Source organism: Aeromicrobium sp. Leaf350 (assembly GCF_916858655.1).
In the GTDB taxonomy this organism is placed as follows: domain Bacteria; phylum Actinomycetota; class Actinomycetes; order Propionibacteriales; family Nocardioidaceae; genus Aeromicrobium.
The window spans coordinates 120072-140636 of the sequence record NZ_CAKASL010000002.1; the positions used below are offsets into that span (position 1 = coordinate 120072).

The 20565-nt window shown below is 72.2% G+C and carries 21 protein-coding genes; 14 read left to right on the forward strand and 7 right to left on the reverse strand.

Annotated features, from left to right (window positions below):
• Nucleotides 1–10: 10 nt before the first annotated feature.
• The 3 genes from LO931_RS09445 to LO931_RS09455 all read left to right on the forward strand — a co-directional run bounded on the left by LO931_RS09445 (nucleotide 11) and on the right by LO931_RS09455 (nucleotide 2581).
• Nucleotides 11–1462, forward strand: a complete 1452-nt coding sequence (locus tag LO931_RS09445) for an AlkA N-terminal domain-containing protein (protein ID WP_229053343.1) — start codon at nucleotides 11–13, stop codon at nucleotides 1460–1462.
• A gap of 3 nt (nucleotides 1463–1465) precedes the next feature.
• Entirely contained in the window at nucleotides 1466–1933 is a 468-nt protein-coding gene (locus LO931_RS09450) for a methylated-DNA--[protein]-cysteine S-methyltransferase (RefSeq protein WP_229053344.1), read from the forward strand.
• 84 nt (nucleotides 1934–2017) lie between these two features.
• Nucleotides 2018–2581 (forward strand): hypothetical protein, encoded by a 564-nt coding sequence (locus tag LO931_RS09455; protein ID WP_229053345.1) that lies wholly within the window; start codon nucleotides 2018–2020, stop codon nucleotides 2579–2581.
• 21 nt (nucleotides 2582–2602) lie between these two features.
• Here the strand turns inward: LO931_RS09455 and LO931_RS09460 are convergent, their stop codons facing one another.
• Entirely contained in the window at nucleotides 2603–3319 is a 717-nt protein-coding gene (locus tag LO931_RS09460) for an IclR family transcriptional regulator (RefSeq protein ID WP_229053346.1), read from the reverse strand.
• A gap of 120 nt (nucleotides 3320–3439) precedes the next feature.
• Between LO931_RS09460 and leuC the strand changes: the two genes are divergently transcribed.
• Together leuC and leuD are read left to right on the forward strand one after the other, a co-directional pair.
• Nucleotides 3440–4861, forward strand: coding sequence for a 3-isopropylmalate dehydratase large subunit (gene leuC, locus LO931_RS09465; RefSeq protein ID WP_229053347.1), 1422 nt, complete (start codon nucleotides 3440–3442; stop codon nucleotides 4859–4861).
• Nucleotides 4862–4863: 2 nt separating this feature from the next.
• Nucleotides 4864–5463 (forward strand): 3-isopropylmalate dehydratase small subunit, encoded by a 600-nt coding sequence (gene leuD, locus LO931_RS09470; RefSeq protein ID WP_229053348.1) that lies wholly within the window; start codon nucleotides 4864–4866, stop codon nucleotides 5461–5463.
• A gap of 1 nt (nucleotide 5464) precedes the next feature.
• Here the strand turns inward: leuD and LO931_RS09475 are convergent, their stop codons facing one another.
• A complete protein-coding gene (locus tag LO931_RS09475) occupies nucleotides 5465–6040 on the reverse strand; it encodes a TetR/AcrR family transcriptional regulator (RefSeq protein WP_229053349.1) in 576 nt (191 codons plus the stop codon).
• A gap of 94 nt (nucleotides 6041–6134) precedes the next feature.
• Between LO931_RS09475 and LO931_RS09480 the strand changes: the two genes are divergently transcribed.
• The 3 genes from LO931_RS09480 to LO931_RS09490 are packed head-to-tail and all read left to right on the forward strand — an operon-like array spanning nucleotide 6135 to nucleotide 9025.
• Nucleotides 6135–7256: an MFS transporter gene (locus LO931_RS09480; RefSeq protein WP_229053350.1), complete on the forward strand. Its 1122-nt coding sequence runs from the start codon at nucleotides 6135–6137 to the stop codon at nucleotides 7254–7256.
• A gap of 9 nt (nucleotides 7257–7265) precedes the next feature.
• Nucleotides 7266–8024 carry a 1-acyl-sn-glycerol-3-phosphate acyltransferase gene (locus LO931_RS09485; RefSeq protein WP_229053351.1) on the forward strand — a complete coding sequence of 253 codons (759 nt, stop codon included), beginning with the start codon at nucleotides 7266–7268 and terminating at the stop codon, nucleotides 8022–8024.
• A complete protein-coding gene (locus LO931_RS09490) occupies nucleotides 8024–9025 on the forward strand; it encodes an NAD(P)H-dependent glycerol-3-phosphate dehydrogenase (RefSeq protein ID WP_229053352.1) in 1002 nt (333 codons plus the stop codon). Before LO931_RS09485 ends, LO931_RS09490 begins: the two co-directional genes overlap by 1 nt.
• Here LO931_RS09490 and LO931_RS09495 read toward each other — a convergent pair.
• On the reverse strand, nucleotides 9001–10125 hold the full coding sequence (locus LO931_RS09495) for a PLP-dependent aspartate aminotransferase family protein (RefSeq protein ID WP_229053353.1): 1125 nt from the start codon (nucleotides 10123–10125) through the stop codon (nucleotides 9001–9003). The two genes, LO931_RS09490 and LO931_RS09495, sit on opposite strands and share 25 nt — an antisense overlap.
• A 48-nt stretch (nucleotides 10126–10173) precedes the next feature.
• On the opposite strand from LO931_RS09495, the gene LO931_RS09500 reads away from it, so the two are divergent.
• Nucleotides 10174–11235, forward strand: a complete 1062-nt coding sequence (locus tag LO931_RS09500; protein WP_229053354.1) for a D-alanine--D-alanine ligase family protein — start codon at nucleotides 10174–10176, stop codon at nucleotides 11233–11235.
• A gap of 15 nt (nucleotides 11236–11250) precedes the next feature.
• Here the strand turns inward: LO931_RS09500 and LO931_RS09505 are convergent, their stop codons facing one another.
• Nucleotides 11251–11487, reverse strand: a complete 237-nt coding sequence (locus LO931_RS09505) for an Lrp/AsnC family transcriptional regulator (protein WP_229053355.1) — start codon at nucleotides 11485–11487, stop codon at nucleotides 11251–11253.
• Nucleotides 11488–11569: 82 nt separating this feature from the next.
• Here LO931_RS09505 and LO931_RS09510 point away from each other — a divergent pair, with 82 nt between their 5' ends.
• On the forward strand, nucleotides 11570–12553 hold the full coding sequence (locus LO931_RS09510) for a thiamine-phosphate kinase (RefSeq protein WP_229053356.1): 984 nt from the start codon (nucleotides 11570–11572) through the stop codon (nucleotides 12551–12553).
• A 139-nt stretch (nucleotides 12554–12692) separates the two neighbouring features.
• Here the strand turns inward: LO931_RS09510 and LO931_RS09515 are convergent, their stop codons facing one another.
• Nucleotides 12693–14114, reverse strand: a complete 1422-nt coding sequence (locus LO931_RS09515; protein ID WP_229053357.1) for an amidase — start codon at nucleotides 14112–14114, stop codon at nucleotides 12693–12695.
• Between the two features lie 41 nt (nucleotides 14115–14155).
• Nucleotides 14156–14341: a 50S ribosomal protein L28 gene (rpmB, locus tag LO931_RS09520; protein ID WP_229053358.1), complete on the reverse strand. Its 186-nt coding sequence runs from the start codon at nucleotides 14339–14341 to the stop codon at nucleotides 14156–14158.
• Between the two features lie 141 nt (nucleotides 14342–14482).
• Between rpmB and LO931_RS09525 the strand changes: the two genes are divergently transcribed.
• Genes LO931_RS09525 through coaD form a run of 4 tightly spaced genes read left to right on the forward strand, consistent with a single transcriptional unit; the run spans nucleotide 14483 to nucleotide 19229 of the window.
• On the forward strand, nucleotides 14483–16075 hold the full coding sequence (locus LO931_RS09525) for a DAK2 domain-containing protein (protein ID WP_229053359.1): 1593 nt from the start codon (nucleotides 14483–14485) through the stop codon (nucleotides 16073–16075).
• Nucleotides 16072–18189: an ATP-dependent DNA helicase RecG gene (locus LO931_RS09530; RefSeq protein ID WP_370636098.1), complete on the forward strand. Its 2118-nt coding sequence runs from the start codon at nucleotides 16072–16074 to the stop codon at nucleotides 18187–18189. The genes LO931_RS09525 and LO931_RS09530 overlap by 4 nt, the downstream gene beginning before the upstream one ends.
• On the forward strand, nucleotides 18186–18737 hold the full coding sequence (gene rsmD / locus LO931_RS09535) for a 16S rRNA (guanine(966)-N(2))-methyltransferase RsmD (protein ID WP_229053361.1): 552 nt from the start codon (nucleotides 18186–18188) through the stop codon (nucleotides 18735–18737). Before LO931_RS09530 ends, rsmD begins: the two co-directional genes overlap by 4 nt.
• A gap of 15 nt (nucleotides 18738–18752) precedes the next feature.
• Nucleotides 18753–19229, forward strand: coding sequence for a pantetheine-phosphate adenylyltransferase (gene coaD, locus LO931_RS09540; RefSeq protein WP_229053362.1), 477 nt, complete (start codon nucleotides 18753–18755; stop codon nucleotides 19227–19229).
• Between the two features lie 24 nt (nucleotides 19230–19253).
• On the opposite strand, the gene dinB is transcribed toward coaD, so the two are convergent.
• Nucleotides 19254–20450 carry a DNA polymerase IV gene (gene dinB / locus LO931_RS09545; protein ID WP_229053363.1) on the reverse strand — a complete coding sequence of 399 codons (1197 nt, stop codon included), beginning with the start codon at nucleotides 20448–20450 and terminating at the stop codon, nucleotides 19254–19256.
• Between the last annotated feature and the right edge of the window lie 115 nt (nucleotides 20451–20565).

The window sequence follows — 20565 nt, forward strand, 5'->3', positions numbered from 1 at the left end:
TGATGGAGTCATGACGACGACCGATCCGCTGCACGAGCGCCGCTACCGCGCGGTGCGCTCGCGCGACGCACGGTTCGACGGCGTGTTCTTCACCGCCGTGCGCACGACCGGCATCTACTGCCGTCCCTCGTGCCCGGCGGTCACGCCGCGCAGCGAGAACGTCGTGTTCTACCGCTCGTCGGCCGCCGCCCACGGTGCCGGTTTCCGGGCGTGCCGACGCTGTCGTCCCGACACCGTGCCGGGTTCGCCGGAGTGGGACCACCGCGCCGACGCGGTCGGCCGTGCGGTCCGCCTCGTCCGTGACGGTGTGGTCGAGCGGGACGGGGTGGAAGGTCTCGCGGCGCGCCTCGGCTACAGCAGCCGTCAGGTGCACCGCATGCTGACCGCCGAGCTCGGCGTCGGTCCGCTCGCGCTCGCGCGGGGAGCGCGCGCCCACACGGCGCGCATCCTCGTGGAGACCACGACGCTGTCGATGGCCGACGTCGCCCACGCCGCCGGCTTCGCGTCGGTGCGGCAGTTCAACGACACGATGCGCGAGGTCTACGACGCCACGCCGTCGCAGCTCCGCAGCAAGCGGGGGCCCGGCACGGCGGGCGGTCACCTGACCCTCCGGCTCGCGGTGCGCCGACCCTTCGACGGCGTCGGTCTCCTGCAGTTCCTCGACGACCACGCCGTGCCGGGCCTGGAGTCGGTGCGCGACGGCACCTACGCCCGCCTGGTGCGCCTGCCGCACGGTGTCGGCGTGGTGGAGCTGACGCCCGCCGACGGCCACGTCGTCGCGCGACTCGAGCTGGCCGACCTCCGTGACACCGCCGTCGCGGTCGAGCGGGCCCGACGCCTGCTCGACCTCGACGCCGACCCCGTCGCGATCGACGAGGTGCTGGGCGCCGACCCGGTGCTCGCCGAGTCGGTGCGCGAGGCGCCCGGCCTTCGCCTCCCGGGTGGCTTCGACGCGGTCGAGGTCGCCGTGCGCACGGTCGTCGGCCAGCAGGTCTCGGTGGCGGGTGCGCGCACGGTCCTCGGGCGCCTCGTCGCGCAGGAGGGCGAGCCGGTCGAGCTCGCGCTCGCCGCCGAGCACGGGCTCACGCACCTGTTCCCGTCGGTCGGGGTGCTCGCGGGGCTCGACCCGGAGACGCTGCCGATGCCCCGCTCGCGAGGTCGCGCCGTGGCGACCGTGGCCGGCGCGGTGGTGTCCGGCGACCTCGACCTCACGCCCGGTGCCGACCGCGCGGCCACCCGAGCCGCACTGCTCGCCCTGCCGGGCATCGGCCCCTGGACGGCCGACTACGTCATGATGCGCGGGCTCGGCGACCCTGACGTCCTCCTGACCTCCGACCTCGTGCTCCGGCGCGAGCTCGAGCGCCACCACGTCACCGCCGCCGACGCGGCCCGCTGGGCCCCGTGGCGGTCCTACGCCGGCATGCACCTCTGGCGTGCCGCCACCCGACCCGGAAGGATCTGAACCATGAGCACGCGTACTCGTTGGATGGACTCGCCGATCGGCGGACTCCGGCTCCACACCTCCGCCGGCCTCCTCACCGCGATCGACTTCGGCGCCGAGGTCCGCGGCTCGCGGGTCGCCGACCCCGTGCTCGACGCGACCGAGGCGCAGCTCGCCGAGTACTTCGCGGGCGAGCGTCAGGAGTTCGACCTGCCCCTCGCCAACGACGGCACCGAGTTCCAGCAGAAGGTCTGGGGCGAGCTGCGCCGCATCCCGTTCGGCCAGACCGCCTCGTACAGCGAGATCGCCGCGCGGCTCGGCTACGAGCCCGTCGTCTCGCGCGCGGTGGGTGCGGCCAACGGGGCCAACCCGATCCCTGTCGTCGTCCCCTGCCACCGGGTGATCGGGTCGAACGGCACGCTGACGGGATACGCCGGTGGCATCGAGCGCAAGCAGATCCTGCTGAACCTGGAGAACCCCGGGCTGTTCTGACCGGCGCGTCGCATCGTGGACGCCTACCCGACGTTCACCCGGATGCGGCACCATGTGCGCAACCGGAACCAACCGAGGAGAGTCATGGCGAAGAAGAAGTCCGCGGCCGACAGCGTCGTCGCCGAGCTGAAGGCGCAGATCAAGAAGTACGAGAAGACGATCGACCGGCTCGAGGCGCGCCTCGAGGAGCGCAAGGTCGACGTCAAGAAGTACAAGGCGCTCGCCGACTCGTACAAGTCCGAGGCCGGCAAGTACAAGGACAAGGCCAAGAAGGCCGCCCGCAAGGCCGCCGACGACGCCAAGCGCTTCGCGGCCAAGGTCGAGGACGCAGCGGACGACATCGAGGACGCCGTCGAGGACGCCGCCGAGAAGGCCGGCTCCCGCGTGGCCGCCGCCGCGCGCGAGACGCGCGACGCCGTGACTCGCGCGACGAGCGCGAAGCCGGCTACGAAGGCTCCCGCCAAGAAGACGGCCGCGAAGAAGGCTCCCGCGAAGAAGGCGGCGACGCCCGCTCCCGCCTCGTCCGCGACCAGCGCCTCGCCGAGCGCCGACTGGACCGTGACGCAGCTGCGCGCCGAGGCGCGTCGTCGCAACGTCGCGGGCTACTCCCGCAAGACCAAGGCGCAGCTGCTCACCGAGCTGGGCTGACCCGCGGGGCCTGCGTCGCGGTCAGAGGCCGCGGCGCAGGCTCTGCGACAGGCGCTCGCCCGCGGCCACGACGGCCGGCGCGTGCATGCGCCCGGGCTGGCGTGTGAGGCGCTCCAGCGGGCCCGAGACCGACACGGCAGCGACGACCTTGCCGGAGGGGGAGCGCACGGGCGCCGAGACCGAGCCGACGCCGCTCTCGCGCTCGCCCACGCTCTGCGCCCAGCCGCGGCGGCGCACCGCTGCGAGCTCGGCCGCCGAGAAGGTGGCCTTCAGCAGGCCCTTGTTCATGCGCTCGGGGTCCTCCCACGACAGCAGGACCTGGGCGGCGGATCCGCCCGTCATCGTGAGCTGGCTGCCGACCGGGATCGAGTCGCGCAGACCGGTCGGGCGGTCCGCCGCGGCGACGCACACGCGGTGCTCGCCCTGACGGCGGAAGAGCTGGGCGGACTCGCCGGTGATGTCGCGCAGGCGGGCGAGCACGGGACCGGCGGCCGCGAGAAGGCGGTCCTCGCCGGCAGCGGAGGCGAGCTCACCGAGCCGCGGACCGAGGATGAAGCGGCCCTGCATGTCGCGGGCGACGAGGCGGTGGTGCTCCAGCGCGACGGCGAGGCGGTGGGCCGTGGGTCGGGCCAGGCCCGTGGCGGCGACGAGTCCGGCCAGCGTGGCGGGGCCCGGTTCCAGGGCCGCCAGCACGAGAGCGGCTTTGTCGAGCACGCCGACTCCGCTAGAGTTGTCCATGTCTTGATACTGCCGTATCGAATCGTGAGACGCAAGCACCCGGTAAGCCGACCCTGCGTTGACGGTGCGGCGGCGGTCAGGTCGATGATGCGACGACAACCGATATGAGGAGTGGCAGCGATGGGCAGGACTCTGGCCGAGAAGATCTGGGACGACCACGTCGTCCGCAGCCACGCGGGCGAACCCGACCTCCTCTTCATCGATCTCCACCTCATCCACGAGGTCACCAGCCCGCAGGCCTTCGATGGCCTGCGCCTGTCGGGCCGCACCGTGCGTCGTCCCGACCTGACGCTGGCGACCGAGGACCACAACATCCCGACGACCGACCTCGACAAGCCGATCGCGGACCTCGTGTCGCGCACGCAGGTCGAGACCCTCCGGCGCAACGCCGAGGAGTTCGGGGTCCGCCTGCACCCGATGGGCGACATCGACCAGGGCATCGTGCACGTGGTCGGACCCCAGCTCGGACTCACGCAGCCCGGCATGACGATCGTGTGCGGCGACTCGCACACCTCCACGCACGGCGCGTTCGGCTCGATCGCCTTCGGCATCGGCACGAGCGAGGTCGAGCACGTGCTCGCGACGCAGTCGCTCTCGCAGGCCAAGCCCAAGATGATGGCCGTCGACGTCGTCGGCGAGCTGCCCCCGGGCTCGACCGCGAAGGACCTCATCCTCGCGCTCATCACGCAGGAGACCACCGGTGGCGGCCAGGGCTACATCGTCGAGTACCGCGGCGAGGCCATCCGCAAGCTGTCGATGGAAGCCCGCATGACGATCTGCAACATGAGCATCGAGTGGGGCGCCAAGGCGGGCCTGATCGCGCCCGACCAGACGACCTACGAGTACCTGAAGGACCGCGTCCACGCTCCGCAGGGCGAGCAGTGGGACGAGGCCGTCGCCTACTGGGACAGCCTGGTCACCGACGACGACGCGCACTTCGACAAGATCATCACGATCGACGCGTCCACGGTCACGCCGTTCGTCACCTGGGGCACCAACCCGGGCCAGGGCGTGCCGCTGTCGGCCAACGTCCCGATCCCCGACGAGTTCGAGGACGCGAACGAGAAGGTCGCCGCCGAGCGGGCGCTGGAGTACATGGGCCTGACCGCCGGCACCCCGATGCGCGAGATCGACATCGACACGGTGTTCATCGGCTCCTGCACCAACGGCCGCATGGAGGACCTGCGGGTCGTCGCCGACATCATCAAGGGCCGCACGGTCGCCGACAACACGCGGGTGCTCGTCGTGCCCGGCTCGGTCCGGGTGCGTCTGCAGGCCGAGGAGGAGGGGCTCGACCTCGTCTTCAAGGAGGCCGGAGCCGAGTGGCGCGGCGCGGGCTGCTCGATGTGCCTCGGCATGAACCCCGACACCCTGACCCCCGGCGAGCGCAGCGCGTCGACGTCGAACCGCAACTTCGAGGGTCGCCAGGGCAAGGGTGGGCGCACCCACCTGGTCTCGCCCGAGGTCGCCGCGGCCACGGCCGTGCTCGGGCACCTCGCAGCGCCGTCCGACCTGCCCGCCCTGACCACGACGGGAGCCTGACCATGGAGAAGTTCACCTCGCACACCGGCGTCGCTGCCCCGCTGCGTCGCAGCAACGTCGACACCGACCAGATCATCCCGGCGGTCTACCTGAAGCGGGTCACCCGCTCCGGCTTCGAGGACGGCCTGTTCGCCGCCTGGCGCAACGACCCCGAGTTCGTGCTGAACCAGCCGGCCTACGAGAAGGCCACCGTGCTGATCGCGGGTCCCGACTTCGGCACGGGCTCCTCGCGCGAGCACGCGGTCTGGGCGCTGCAGAACTACGGCTTCAAGGCCGTCATCAGCTCGCGCTTCGGCGACATCTTCCGCGGCAACTCGGGCAAGGCGGGCCTGCTCGCGGCCGAGGTCGACGAGAAGGTCGTCCAGGCGCTGTGGGACCACGTCGAGGCCAACCCCGGCGCCCAGGTCACGCTCGACCTCGAGAGCCGCACCGTCTCGGCCGGTGAGGGCGTCGACCGAGTCGAGGACTCGTTCACGATCGACGACTACACGCGCTGGCGCCTGCTGGAGGGTCTCGACGACGTGGCCATCACGCTCTCGCACGAGGACCACATCGAGGCCTACGAGGCCAAGCGCCTGCCGTTCAAGCCCGCCACGCTCTGACTCAGGCCGGCACCTCGGGACGCGCGGCCAGCAGCGACGCTGCGATCGCGCGGGCCGTGCCGGTGGAGTGCTCGGCGTCGCGCAGGCGCATCGCCAGGTGGCCGGAGACGAGGAGCAGGAGCTCGTCGGCGAGGCGCTCGGCGTCGGGCTCTCCCCACGGCGCCGCGAGGTCCTGCAGGCGGGACCTCAGGGTGTCGGTGTCGCGGGTGACGGCCTGCGCGATCTCGGGCGGTGGGTCGGCGTACTCGGCCGCAGAGCCCAGGAACGCGCACCAGCGAGCGCCCTCCGGACGCGACCGGAAGTCGTCCAGGGCGTCGAAGACGGCGAGCAGGCGAGCGGTCGGCGAGGTCTGCTGGTCGACGGCGCGCTGCCACACGTCGACCCAGTCCTGGTGTCGTCGCTCCAGGGCGGCCGCCACCAGTGCCTCCTTGCTGGCGTAGCCGCGGTAGAGGGTCGCGGGGGAGACGCCGGCGCGGGCGATCACGGCGTCGATCGGGGTGGCGCCGATGCCGTGCGTGAAGAACAGCTCCTCCGCTGCGTCGAGCAGCTTCTTCTCGCTGGAGGTGCGGATGGCCATGACCCCATCCTAGACTCTCAATATGAAACGACCGTTATCGTTTGGCGGAACGCGCAGCACGTCTCTCGTCATCGCGGGGACGGGGTTCGTCGCCGTGACCTACGGACTCGTCAGGCTGGCGTACGGCCTGCTCCTGCCCGACGTCCAGGCCGACCTGGGTCTCGGGACGGCCGCTGCTGGCCGGGTGTCGTCCGCTGCCTCGCTGGCGTACTGCCTCGGTGCCGTGACCGGATTCCTCGCCGCGGAGCAGCATCCTCGCCTGCTGGTGCTCGCGGCCGGGCTGACCGCTGTCGTGGGCTCGGCGGGCATGGCCGCGGCCGACGGCCCGCTGACCTTCTCGGTCGCGGCCGTCGTCGGCTCGACGGCCGCCGGGCTGGCCTCGCCGGCCATGGTGCGCCTGGTCGACCGCAACGTCCGTCCCCAGACGCGCGAGCGCGACCAGACCTCGGTCAACGCCGGGACCGGTCCGGGACTCGTGGCCGCCGGTGCGCTGGCGCTCCTGCTGCTGCCGGACTGGCGCCTGGCCTGGGCGCTGGCTGCCGTGGCCGCCCTCGTGGCCACGGCGGCCGTCCTGCTGCTGGACGAGGACCGCGCGCCGGTCGAGACGCCGGTCCGCAGACGCACGACGCCCGACCGGCGCTGGCTCATGGCACACCGTCACGCCGTTGCTTCGGCCTTCGTGATGGGCACCGGGTCCGCCGCGGTCTGGAGCTTCGGGCGGTCGTTGCTGGTCGAGGGAGGGTCCGGCGAGCGGACGTCGGTCCTGGCCTGGGTCGCGCTCGGGATCGGCGGAGCTGCGGTGATCGCGACGGCCCGGCCGATGGTCCGTCTCGGCACCCAGGCCTCCTGGGCCGTCTCCACCCTGTCCGCCGCTGCCGCGACTGCGGCACTGGCTCTCGCGCCGGGCTCCGCCGTCCTGGCCCTCGGGGCGTGCGCGCTCTTCGGGTGGGGGTTCACGGCGGCGACGGGGGCGCTCATCGCGGGGACGTCGGAGATCGACGGCGCCCGAGCCGCGGCCGGGACGTCCCTGCTGTTCGTGGTGCTCGTGCTCGGTCAGGCGAGCGGTTCCTCGCTCGTCGGGGGCCTTGCTGCCGGGGTCGGGTTCGGGCCGGCCTTCCTCGGTGCGGCGCTCGTCCTGCTCGGCGCGGGCCTCCTGCCGCAGCTCGCGCGGCGACGCAGGGGTGACCCACGTCATGCTCGGGCGTCGACGTACTAGTGTTGATCCATGGGCAGGTGGTCGAACATGCCGCGCATGACGCGGTGGGTGGTTCGCCTCCTCCACCCGTTCCTGATGCGGGTCACGCGCCGTGACTGGCGCGGTGCGGAGAAGCTTCCGAGCGGCGGCTACGTGCTCGCCCCGAACCACATCTCGCACCTCGACCCCATCCTGATCTCGCACTTCATGGTCGACCACGGCGTCACGCCGCGGTTCCTCGCGAAGGACACGCTGTTCGACGTCGCCGTGGTGGGCCGCATCCTGCGAGGTGCGGAGCAGATCCCGGTCTACCGCAGCACCGTGGGCGCCGCGGAATCCCTGGCCGCGGCCACCCAGGCCGTCGAGGCCGGACAGGTCGTCACGATCTACCCCGAGGGCACCATCACCCGCGACCCCGCCCTGTGGCCGATGGACGGGCGCACGGGCGCCGTGCGGGTGGCGCTCGCCAGCGGACGCCCGCTCGTCCCGCTCGCCCAGTGGGGGGCGCAGGACATCCTGTGGCCCTACTCCAAGCGGCTCCGTTTCTTCCCCCGCAAGACCGTGCACGTGCGGGTCGGCGATCCCGTCGACCTGTCGGACCTCGCGGGCCAGGAGCTCACCGAGAAGCTCCTGCACGAGGCCACCGACCGCCTGATCGACGCGCTCACCGGGCTCGTCTCCGACATCCGCGGCGAGCTGCCGACCGGCCCCCGGGTCGACGTCCGCCAGCTCGAGAAGCCCCGGACGAACTACCAGGCACCCCCGACCACCAGCACCGAGGAGCACTGATGGCATCGATCGCGGTCATGGGAGCAGGTTCCTGGGGGACGGCGTTCGCGCTGGTCCTGGCGGACGCCGGCAACGAGGTGCGCATCTGGGGGCGCCGCGCCGAGCTGTGCGAGGCCATCTCGTCGACGCACGAGAACCCCGACTACCTGCCCGGCATCGTGCTGCCGGAGACCATCACGGCGTCCTCCGACGCCGCCGCGGTGCTCGACGGTGCCGAGGTCGTGGTGCTCGCCGTGCCCTCCCAGCAGCTGCGCACGAACCTGACCGACTGGGGCTCGCACGTGCCCGACGACGCAGTGTTCGTCAGCCTCATGAAGGGTGTCGAGCTGGGCACGCACCTGCGCATGAGCGAGGTCATCGCCGAGCTCACGGGGGCCGGCCCGGAGCGCATCGCCGTGGTCAGCGGCCCGAACCTCGCCCGCGAGATCGCGATGCGCGAGCCCGCGGCGAGCGTCGTGGCCTGCGCCGACGAGGAGACCGCGCTGCGGCTCCAGACGATTTGCCACTCCGCGGCGTTCCGGCCCTACACCAACACCGACGTCGTCGGCTGCGAGCTCGGCGGCACGACCAAGAACATCATCGGCCTGGCGGTCGGCGTGGCGGTCGGGCTCGGGTTCGGCGACAACGCCAAGGCCTCGATCATCACGCGTGGCCTCGCCGAGACCGGGCGCCTCGGCGCCGAGCTCGGTGCCGATCCGATGACCTTCGCCGGTCTCGCAGGCCTGGGCGACCTCGTGGCCACGTGCTCGTCGCCGCTGTCGCGCAACCGCAGCTTCGGCGAGAAGCTCGGCCAGGGCCTGTCGGTCGACGAGGCCGCCGCCCAGATGCGTCAGGTCGCCGAGGGCGTGAAGTCGTGCACCTCGGTCAAGGAGCTCGCCGCGCTGCACGGCGTCGAGATGCCGATCGTCGACGCGGTCGACGCGCTCGTGCAGGGCAGCATCACGCCCACCGAGCTGGTCAAGGCGATGATCGCGCGTCAGACCCAGCCCGAGGTGCGCTGAGGCTCACGCCGGGCCCCACCGGCCGGCGTGTGGCCGCTGACGGCGTCGAGGCTGCGAGCGATGTCCTCCCAGATGTCCTCGACGTTCTCGATGCCGACCGACAGGCGGATCAGCGACTCCGGGACGGCGGCGGGCTCGCCCGCGTGACGTCGGCGGCGCTCCCAGGAGGACTCCACGCCGCCGAGGCTGGTGGCGTGCACCACGACCTCGCTGGACTCCGTGGCCCGCTGGGCCGCCTCGGCCCCGCCGACGACCTCGAAGCTCACCATCGTGCCGAAGCCGGGGTACCGGACGCCCGTGACGTCGGAGCGCTCGAGGAGACGTGCGGCGATCTCGGTGGCGTTGTCCTCAGCGCGGTCCAGCCGCACGTGCAGGGTGCGGAGCCCGCGCAGGGCGAGGTAGGCCTCGAGCGAGCCCGGCACCGAGCCGAGCGAGGTGCGCCGGGTCGCGAGGGCGCGGGCTGCCCGGTCGTCGTGGGTCACGACGACGCCCATGAGCACGTCGCTGTGGCCCGAGAGCAGCTTCGAGGCCGAGTGCACGACGAAGTCGGCGCCCAGGTCGAGCGGGCGCTGGCGCAGGGGAGTGGCGAGCGTGTTGTCGACGACGACGGCGGTGCCGACCGCGGTGACGGCGGCACAGATCGCGCGGATGTCGGCGACGTCGAGCGCGGGGTTCGTGGGGGACTCGAGCCAGACCATGGCCGCGTCGGCCGCTGCCGCGATGACGGCCTCGGTGTCGGTGACGTCGACCGTCTCGAGCTGCAGCAGGCCACGACGGGCGCGGCGCTCGAGCTCGACGGTCGTGCCGTAGTAGCTGCCGCTCGCGGCGACGACCTTCGCGCCGACGGGCAGGAGCTCCAGGACCGCGACGGTCGCTGCCATGCCCGAGCCGAACGAGACGGCGTGGCCGCCCTCCAGGGCTCCGACCGCCTCCTCGAAGGCCTCCCAGCCGGGGTGGCCGTGGCGCGTGTACTCCGAGTCGCCTCCGGGCACGAGCGCGGTCGCCAGCGTGATGGGCGGGTTGAGGGGTCCGCCTGGTTCGTGCGCCGGTCGTCCGGCGGCTACGGCGAGGGTCTCGAGCGACGTCGGGCGGACTGACATGGCTCCATTGTGCAAGGTCCGGGGTGGCCGGGCGATAGGGTCCTGAAAATGATCTCGGAACGTCCCGCATCCCGGACGCGCGTCTGCCTGGTCTACGGCGGTCGATCCAGCGAGCACGGCGTCTCCTGCCTGACGGCGCGCGAGGTGCTGTCGGTCATCGACCCCGAGCGCTACGACGTGCGTGCGATCGGCATCACACGCTCCGGCACGTGGGTCGAGGCCGAACCGCGCTGGCCCGAGCTCGTGCCCGGCCAGCTGCCCGAGGTCGATGAGGACGCCGCTGCCGTGCCGTGGGAGTCCGTGACCGACGCCGACGTCGTGTTCCCGCTCCTGCACGGCCCGTGGGGCGAGGACGGCACCCTGCAGGGGCTGTTGGACCTCGCCGACGTCCGCTACGTCGGGGCGGGCGTGCTCGCCAGCGCCGTGGGCATGGACAAGGTCTTCGCCAAGGTCGTGTTCGCGGCGGCCGGGCTCCCGCAGGTGCCGTACGTGCCGATCGAGCCGTCCGCCTGGCCGGCCGACCGCGACCGGGTCGAGGCGCGCGTGCGTGCCCTCGGGCTCCCGGTCTTCGTCAAGCCGTCGCGGGCGGGCTCCAGCTCGGGCGTCGTGAAGGTCGAGACCTGGGAGGAGCTGGCGCCGGCGATCGAGAAGGCCCGCGACTTCGACCCCAAGGTGCTGGTCGAGGCGGGCAAGGTCGGTGCGCGCGAGGTCGAGTGCGGCATCGTGCAGGCCGTCGACGGCACGCCGCAGGCCAGCGTGGTCGGAGAGGTGCAGGTGCTGCACGACTCGCACGCGTTCTACGACTTCGAGGCGAAGTACCTCGACGGCACGAGCGCCAACCTGGTGCCCGCCGACCTGTCACCCACGGTCTCGGAGCGCATCCGCGCCTACGCGGTCCAGGCGTTCCAGGCGATCGGCGGCGAGGGCCTCGCGCGCGTCGACTTCTTCCTGGACGGCGAGGACCTCGTGATCAACGAGATCAACACGATGCCCGGGTTCACGACGTCGTCGATGTTCCCCCTGCTGTGGGAGGCGTCGGGCGTGCCCTACGCCGAGCTGGTCGACCTGCTGCTGCGGCAGGCCCTGGCGCGGCCCACGGGCCTGCGCTAGCGGGGCGTCCCGGGGTCAGACCCGGACGACGGGGCAGGTCAGGGTGCGCGTGATGCCGGTGGTCTTCTGGATGCGGCTGACCACGAGCGTGCCGAGCTCGTCGATCGAGGGACCCTCGATCAGGACGATGACGTCGTAGGGGCCGGTGACGTCCTGAGCGGACTTCACACCCTCGATCTCGCCGATCGCCGTGGCGACGTCGGATGCGGTGCCGACCTCGGTCTGGACCAGGACGTACGCCTGCACGGTCATCGTGACTCCTTTGTAACGGGACCGGCACAACCTACCGGATGTCCTGCACGGAACTGATGCCCGCCTGGGCGACAATGGCCGCATGCACGCATCCGGAGGAGGCACGAGGGACCTCACCGTCGAGACGGTGTCCGAGCTGGGAGAGTTCGGACTCGTCGAACGGATCACGCGCGCGCTGCCCACGACGGACGCCGTCCTGGTCGGCCCGGGCGACGACGCCGCCGAGATCACGGTCGGCGGGACGCTCGTCGTCTCGACCGACGTCCTGGTCGACCAGCGCCACTTCCGGCGCGACTGGTCGACGGCCCACGAGGTCGGCCGCAAGGCCGCTGCCGCGAACCTGTCCGACATCAACGCGATGGGCGGCCGCGCCACCGCGCTGACCCTGGCGCTCGCGGTGCCGGGCGACCTGCCCGTCGCCTGGATCGACGAGCTCGTCCGCGGGATCGTCGAGGAGTGCGAGCTCGTCGGCGCTGCGGTCGTAGGGGGCGACGTCACGGCGTCCGACGTGCTCACGATCGCCGTCACGGTGATCGGGGAGGCCGACCGCACGGTGCGGCGCAACGGGGCCAAGGTGGGTGACATCGTGGCCGTCGCCGGCACGCTCGGGCTCGCGGGTGCCGGCTTCGCGGCGCTGAGTCGTGGCTTCCGGTCGCCGCGCGCGGCCGTCGAGGCGCACCGTGTGCCGCACCCGCCCTACGACTCCGGCGCCTCGGGCGCGGAGGCCGGTGCCACCGCGATGATCGACGTCAGCGACGGCCTGCTGGGCGACCTCGCCCACGTGGCGCGTGCCAGCGGCGTGCAGATCGACCTCAGCTCCGAGCAGGTGCCGATCGAGTCGGCCGTCATCACCGTGGCGGAGGCGCTGGGTCGTCACCCGGTCTCGTTCGTGCTGACGGGCGGCGACGACTACGCCCTGGCGGCGACGTTCCCGCCGGAGGCGCCGTTGCCCGACGACTGGAACCCCGTGGGCACGGTCGTGGCCGTGCCGGCCGGTGACCACCCCCGCGTCACGGTCGACGGCCTCCCGTGGGACGGCGAAGCGGGCCACGAGCACTTCCGCTGACCCCTCGCACCTGACCCCTCGCGAGAGACTTTGTTACCCCTCGCGAGTGAGCTTGTCTGTGCACAGGAGCGGATTCGTCACTCCTTTGCACCAACAAAGTCGCTCGTGACCCCCAACAAGCTCACTCGCGAGCGGTACGTCAGTCGGTGATGCGGGCGAATCCGATGCTCTGCTCGAGCTCGAAGGCGAGCTCCAGGAGCGTGCGCTCGTCGCCGTGGACCGCCGAGAAGTGGATGCCGAGCGGCCGACCGTCCGAGGTCTGCGCGAGCGGCAGGCTGATCGCGGGTCCGCCGGAGGCGTTGTTGGCCGGCGTGAACGACGCGTAGTCGAGCAGGCGCGGCAGCATCACCTCGTATCCAGCAGCGGGCGACAGGTGGCCCAGCAGGGGAGTCGTGTAGCCCAGCACGGGTGACAGCACGACGTCGACGCCGTTGGTGCGGAAGGCGTCCTTGTAGATGGTCTCGGACCGCTTCAGTCCGCGGATCGCGCCAGGGGTGCGCCAGGGACGGCGGATGAAGTCGCGCGCGAGCCCCTTCGTGAGCGAGTCGTTGAGGCTGCGGTCGTACTGCGTGTGGAGGAGACGGCCCCCGAAGCGGTGCATCGAGAAGCCGAGCATCGCCCAGTAGTGGAGGAAGTGCTCCACGAACGCCTCGTCGACCGGCAGCGCGACCTCGACGACCTCGTGGCCGTCCTTCTCGAGCTGCTGCGCGACCTCCAGCACCGCAGCGCGGGTCTCGTCGTCGGTCTTCGAGCGGAGGGAGTCGAGGATGAGCCCGACGCGGAGACGTCGGTCCGACGGGCCCTCCACCAGCCCCACACGGTTGAGGTCGCGGTTGGGCGTGTGCCGGTCGACCGCGTCGAGGAAGGCGGCCGAGTCGCGCACCGACCGGCTGACGATGCCGTTGGAGATGATGTTGACCGGCAGGTCCTTCGCCTCGGCGGACGGCAGCTCACGACCCCGCGTGAACTTCAGGCCCACGAGCCCGCAGGCCGCTGCCGGGATGCGGATGGAGCCGCCGCCGTCGTTCGCGTGGGCGAACGGCACGGCACCGGCGGCGACCAGGGCGGCGGAACCCCCGGAGGAGGCGCCGCAGGAGTAGTCGGTGTGCCACGGGTTCCGCGTCGGCTCGGCGTCCTGGAACTCGGTCGTGGCGTTGAAGCCGAACTCGGGCATCGTCGACTTGCCGAGGTTGACCGCGCCCGTCGACAGCAGCTGCTCGGCGAAGGGCTCGGTGGCGGCCGCGGGCTGCGGGTCGATGACGGCGGCGGAGCCGTGGCGCGTGGGCAGGCCCGCGACCTCGGTGTTGTCCTTGACGAACGTCGGCACGCCGGCGAACACGCCAGACAGCGGCGTCGCGGCCGTGCTGCGAGCGCGGTCGTAGTCGGGCGTGACGATGCCGTTGAGGCGCGGGTTGACCGCCTCGGCACGCGCGATGGCGGCCTCGACGGCCTCCGCGGCGCTGATCTCGCCCGAGGAGACGGCAACGGCGACCCCGACTGCGTCGAGGTCGCCGAGTGCGTCGTCAGCGAAGGCGTGGACTCGGGTCGTGGTGCTGGTCACACGGTGACACTAGCGCCAGCAGACCCGGAGGCCAGGCTTTTTCAGCGAGAGACCTTGCCGGCCTTCAGGCACGAGGTGCAGACGTTCACGCGCTTGGGCGTGCCGTCCACGAGCGCGCGGACGCGCTGGATGTTGGGGTTGAAACGACGCTTGGTGCGTCGGTGCGAGTGGGAGACGTTGTGACCGAAGCCGGGTCCCTTGCTGCACACGTCACAGACCGCTGCCACGGTGATCACTCCTGAACGAATCTCGACAAAACTCTGAAAGTGGGTGCCACGCCGAAAGACGTCCAGCAGGCAACCGCTCAAGAATAGCCGAACGGCGGTGCGCAGTGCTAATCGGTCCTGCAGACGGATACCCTCGGCGCCATGAGTCTGCGTCTGGGGCCGGCGCCCTTCGTGCGCTGGACGCGGCTGTGTGCCGACGCGCTGGCCGCGGCCCGGGCCGAGATCGACGCCCTCAACGTCTTCCCCGTGCCGGACTCCGACACCGGGACCAACGCCTTCGTCACGTTCGCCGCGGGCGCCGAGGCGGTCGCCGAGCTGGGTCCCGACGCCGATCTCCTCACGCTGGTGAAGGCGTATCGCGACGGCTTGCTCACGCAGGCCCGGGGCAATTCCGGCGTGATCATGTCGCAGCTCGTGCGGGGCAGCCTCTCCGGCCTGCCGATCGACGGTGAGGTCAGCGCCGAGCAGGTGGCGGTCGCGTTCGAGCGCGCCACGAAGGCGGCCTACGAGGCCGTCGGCGATCCGCAGGAGGGCACCATCCTCTCGGTCGCCGCAGCCGCGAGCCAGGGTGCGAGGGAGGCTGCCGACGCCGGTCGCTCGGCCCGCGACGCCTTCAGTGCCGCCGCTGCCGCCGCTCGGGAGGGTCTCGCCCGGACCCCTGACCAGATGGAGCTCCTGGCCCGCGCCGGCGTGGTCGACGCCGGCGGCCGGGTGCTGGTGGTCGTGCTCGACACGACCGAGCAGGCGCTGACCGGCCGTTCCGCACCCCAGACCAAGGCCATCGTCCCGATCCCGGTCGAGGCCGGCATCGACCTCTCCGAGGACGGCCCGGCCTACGAGGTGATGTACCTGCTCGACGGCGACGACGACGCGATCCCCGAGCTCCGCACGGCCCTGGCCGCCCTCGGCGACTCGCTCGTCGTGGTCGGCGGCGAGGGCCTCTGGAACGTGCACGTGCACGTCGACGACGTCGGAGCCGCGATCGAGGCCGGCCTCGCCGCGGGCCGCCCCCGGCGGATCGCGGTGACCCACTTCGCCGACCAGATCGCGACCCAGCGGCGACCGCAGCGCCACCGCCGCGTCGTCATCGTGGCCACGACCGGCGACGGCATCACGGCGCTCTGCGACGAGAGCGGTGCCGTGACGATGCCGTTCTCGCGCACGGCGCCGTTGTCGCACGACGTCGTGGCCTCGGCCCTCACCACGGTCGACGCCGACGAGGTCGTGGTGCTGCCCAACAACTACCGGTACGTAGGTCTGTTCGACGCCGCGGCGAAGTCGGCCCGTGAGGCCGGCCGGCGGGTGGCGGTCATCCCCACGCACGCGCAGGTGCAGGGCCTCGCCGCGCTCGCGGTGCACGACCCCGGCATCGACTTCGACGACGACGTCGTGGCGATGTCGAGCGCGGCCGGCAGCACGGCCCACGGCGCCATCACGGTCGCCACCGAGCCCGGCATCACGATGGCCGGACCCTGCCGGGCCGGCGACGTGCTGGGCGTCGTCTCGGGCGACTTCGCGTTCGTGGGCGAGAGCCCGCTCGAGGTCGCGGCCCAGGTGGTGGAGCGCCTCCTGACCCCGTCGTCCGAGCTCGTCACGATCGTGTGCGGGCACGAGGCCGAGGAGGACCTGGGCGCCCGCCTGCAGGAGCACATCGGCCGTGGTCGACCCGACGTGGACGTCCACGTCTACCCCGGCGGCCAGGAGCACTACCCCTTGTTCATCGCGGTGGAGTGAGCGTGGCGATCACCCTCGACAGCAAGCTCGGCCCGGTCATCGGCGACAAGTCCGCCAAGCCGCTGACGAAGGCCTTCGGGATGGAGACCGTCGGCGACCTCCTGCGTCACTACCCGCGCCGCTACCTCGAGATCGGCCAGCTGACCCCGCTGAGCAGCCTCGAGGTCGACCAGCACGTGACGATCATGGCCGAGGTCAGGGCCCTCAAGCAGTTCCCGTTCGGACCGGGAGGTCGCCGCACCCGCACCGAGGTCCTCGTGACGGACCAGACCGGTGAGATCACGCTGACCTTCTTCACGCGGGTCTACGGGATCAAGGCCGGGGACGTGGGCCTGTTCTCCGGCGTGGTCGGCAGCTTTCGGGGGAAGCTCCAGCTGACGCATCCGCAGCACGACCCGATCGGCGACCGGCTCGCGCGCGGGGTCGTGCCGATCTACCCGGCCAGCGCTGCGGCCGGCTCGGTGTTCATCGAGAAGTGCGTCGCGCTCGCCCTCGACGCCGTGACGGACCTTCCCGACCCGCTGCCGGAGGGCGTGCGGCGTGAGCGCCACTACGAGGACGTCGCCGCGTCGCTCGAGGCCGTGCACCGTCCGCACTCAGTGGCCGAGGGCATGGCGGCCAAGGCCCGCTTCCGCTTCGAGGAGGCGTTCGTGATGCAGACCGTGCTGGCGCAGCGCCGGCACCGCGCCGCTGCCTCCACCGCGACGGCCCGACCTCCGCGCGAAGGCGGACTGCACGACCGCTTCGTCGAGCAGCTGCCGTTCGCGCTGACGCAGGGCCAGCAGGACATCGCCGAGACCGTGGGCGCCGAGCTGGCCTCGTCGCACCCCATGCACCGTCTTCTCCAGGGCGAGGTGGGATCGGGCAAGACCGTCGTGGCGCTGCTCGGGATGCTGCAGGTCGTCGACGCCGGGGGGCAGGCGGCACTCCTCGCCCCGACCGAGGTGCTCGCCGCCCAGCACCACCGCTCGATCAGCCGCATGCTCGGCGACCTGGCACGCTCCGGCATGCTCGGCGGCGCCGAGGGCGCCACCCGGGTCCGACTGCTGACCGGCTCGATGGGGTCGCGAGCACGTCAGGAGACGATGCTCGACCTCGTGACGGGCGCGGCCGGCATCGTCGTCGGCACGCATGCGCTGCTCGAGGACACGGTGCAGTTCGCCGACCTCGGCCTGGTGGTGGTCGACGAGCAGCACCGCTTCGGCGTGGAGCAGCGGGCCGCCCTCGTCGACCGCTACGAGACCAGGCCGCACGTGCTCGTCATGACGGCCACGCCGATCCCGCGCACCGTCGCGATGACGGTGTTCGGCGACCTCGACGTCTCGGTGCTCAGCGAGCTGCCCGCGGGCCGGCAGCCGATCCAGACCAACGTGGTGCCCGTCGCGGACCGGCCGGCGTGGCTCGAGCGCGCCTGGGAGCGCGTGCGCGAGGAGGTCGGCCGCGGCCGCCAGGCGTACGTCGTCGTCTCCCGCATCGGCGACGAGTCCGCCGAGTCCGACTCACCGACCCGGTCGCTGGTCGAGCTGCACGAGGAGCTCCGCGGCGGCGCCCTGCACGACCTGCGCCTCGGGGTGCTGCACGGTCGGATGACGGCCGACGACAAGGACCGCACGATGTCGGCCTTCGCCGACGGCAGCATCGACGTGCTGGTCGCGACCACCGTCGTCGAGGTCGGCGTGGACGTGCCCAACGCCACGGTCATGGTCGTGATGGACGCCGAGCGCTTCGGGATCTCCCAGCTCCACCAGCTGCGGGGGCGCGTCGGTCGAGGGAGCGAGACGGGTCTGTGCCTGCTCGTGACCGGCGCCGACGCCGACTCCCCGGCCGCCGAGCGCCTCCGGGCCGTCGCGTCGACGACGGACGGCTTCGAGCTCTCGCAGCTCGACGTCGCGATGCGCAGCGAGGGCGACGTGCTGGGCACGCGGCAGTCCGGGTTCCGGTCGAGCCTGCGACTGCTGTCGGTCGTGCGGGACGAGGACGTCATCGCCGCGGCGCGCGTGGCCGCGACGGCCGTGGTCGAGTCCGATCCCGATCTCGTCGGAGTGCCGGCCCTGGCCGCCGCCGTGGCGGCCCTCGAGGAGACCGACAGCGCCGACTACCTGGAGCGCACGTGACCCGGGTCGTCGCCGGCACCTTCAAGGGCCGCCGACTGCGCACCCCGCCCGGCGACGCGACGCGCCCGACCTCCGACCGTGTGCGGGAGTCGATGTTCGCGACGCTCGTCTCGGCGTTCAGCGGCCTGGACGGCCTGCGGGTGCTGGACCTCTATGCCGGCTCGGGTGCCCTCGGCATCGAGGCGATCTCCCGGGGAGCCGTGCACGCCGACCTGGTCGACCCGGACCGTCACGCCGTGCGCACGATGCGCGGCAACCTCGACGAGCTCGGCATCACGAGTGCCCAGGTGCACGCGGCGACGGCGCAGAGGTTCGTGCGAACGCCGCCGCTGCAGCCCTACGACCTGGTGCTCCTGGACCCGCCGTACGACGTGCCGACGGCGGAGGTGAGCAGCCTCGTCGCCGAGCTGGCCACGCCTGCGTGGTGCCTGCCTGACGGGCTGGTCGTGGTCGAGCGGTCGACCCGGGACCCGTTCACCTGGCCGGACGGGGTGGAGCCGTGGGCCGAGCGCGCCTACGGCGAGACGACGCTTTGGTACGGTCGCTGACATGGCGGTGCAGCGATGACGCGCGTGGTGTGCCCAGGTTCGTTCGATCCGGTGACCAACGGTCACCTCGACATCATCACGAGGGCCTCGTACCTCTTCGACGAGGTCGTGGTGGTGGTGCTCGTCAACGAGTCCAAGAAGGGCCTCTTCGACACCGAGGAGCGCATCGACCTGATCCGTCGTTCGCTGCGTGAGCGGCCCAACGTCACGGTCGACTCCTACGCCGGCCTGCTGGTCGACTACTGCGCCCAGAACGACGTCGCTGCGATCGTCAAGGGTCTGCGGGCCGTCTCCGACTTCGACTACGAGCTGCAGATGGCGCAGATGAACGGCAACCTCACGGGGGTCGACACGGTCTTCATCCCGACCGCGCCGGACTACATGTTCATCGCCTCCAGCCTGGTCAAGGAGGTGGCGCGCCACGGCGGCGACGTCGCCGACCTGGTGCCCCCGGTGGTGCTGAACGCGCTCGACCGGAAGTTCGGCCACTAGTCACGTCTCGCCGCCGAGCCCCGCCTAGTCCGGGAGGATCGGCTGCGGCGCGCGCTCGGAGTCGCCCACGTGCACGGCGCGCTTGACCGACGTGCGCCCGAACTTGGCGCGCACCTGGTCGATCGCGGTGTCGAGCTCGGTGCCCGACGTGGCGTCGAGCGGCAGCGCGAGCTGCGGGGGAGCGTCGTCGACCTGCCCGACCGAGACGCCGATGAGGGTGAGCCCGCGACGCTCGGCCTCCGACCACCGCTGGCGCAGCAGGGTGCGGGCGACCTCGAGGATCGTGGCCGTGTGCGAGGTGGGCCGCGCCATGGTGTGGGAGGCCGTGGATCGTCCGAAGTCGCCGAACCGCAGGCTGACCGTGACGACGCTGCCGGTGCGGTCGACCTTGCGCATGCGGCTGGTGACGCGGTCGACGAGGCTCAGCAGGATGGCCTCGACCTCGCTGGCGGGCCGTGGCCGGGAGCCGAGCGCGTGCTGGGCGCCCATCGAGCCGCGGCGGTGCCCCGTCTCGACCCGTCGGGGGTCGTGACCCTGCGCGAGCGCCCAGAGGTGGCGACCGGTCGCGTTGCCGAGAAGGGCCGTGGCCTCGCGGAGCTCCATCGCGGCGATCTGGCCGACGGTGCGGACGTGGTGCTGGTGCAGCTTGGCCGCGGTGACGTCTCCGACGCCCCAGAGCCGCTCGACGGGCAGCGCGTGCAGGAACTGCTGCTCGTGCTCGAGGTGCACGACCAGCAGGCCGTCTGGCTTCGCCGAGGCGCTGGCGATCTTGGCGAGGTACTTGGTGCGGGCCACCCCGACCGAGATGGGCAGGCCGACGCGCTCGGCCACGTCGGTGCGCAGCTGGGCCGCGATCTGCGACGGCCTGCCCCGGATGCGGCGTAGGCCCCCGACCTCGAGGAACGCCTCGTCGATCGAGAGCGCCTCGACCAGGGGAGTGGTGTCGGCGAAGACCTCGAACACGGCCCTGCTCGCTGCCGAGTACGCCTCGAACCGCGGTGGCACGACGACGGCCTCCGGACACGCCCGGAGGGCGGTGCGGATGTTCGACGGCGTGCGCACGCCGCGGCGCTTGGCCTCGTAGGAGGCCGCGACGACGACGCCCCCGCCGACGATGACCGGACGGCCCCGCAAGGAGGGGTCGTCGCGCTGCTCGACGGACGCGAAGAACGCGTCGAGGTCGGCGTGCAGCACGGTGCCCTCGGTGAGGCCTGCGGTCATGCCCCCATCATGGGGGTGGGCGCCGACAGGACTGCCGAGGACGGGGTCCCTCGATTACCGCCCGGGGCGGTCCGCAGGCTATGATCGACGCTGGCCTGTACGCAGGTCATGTGTT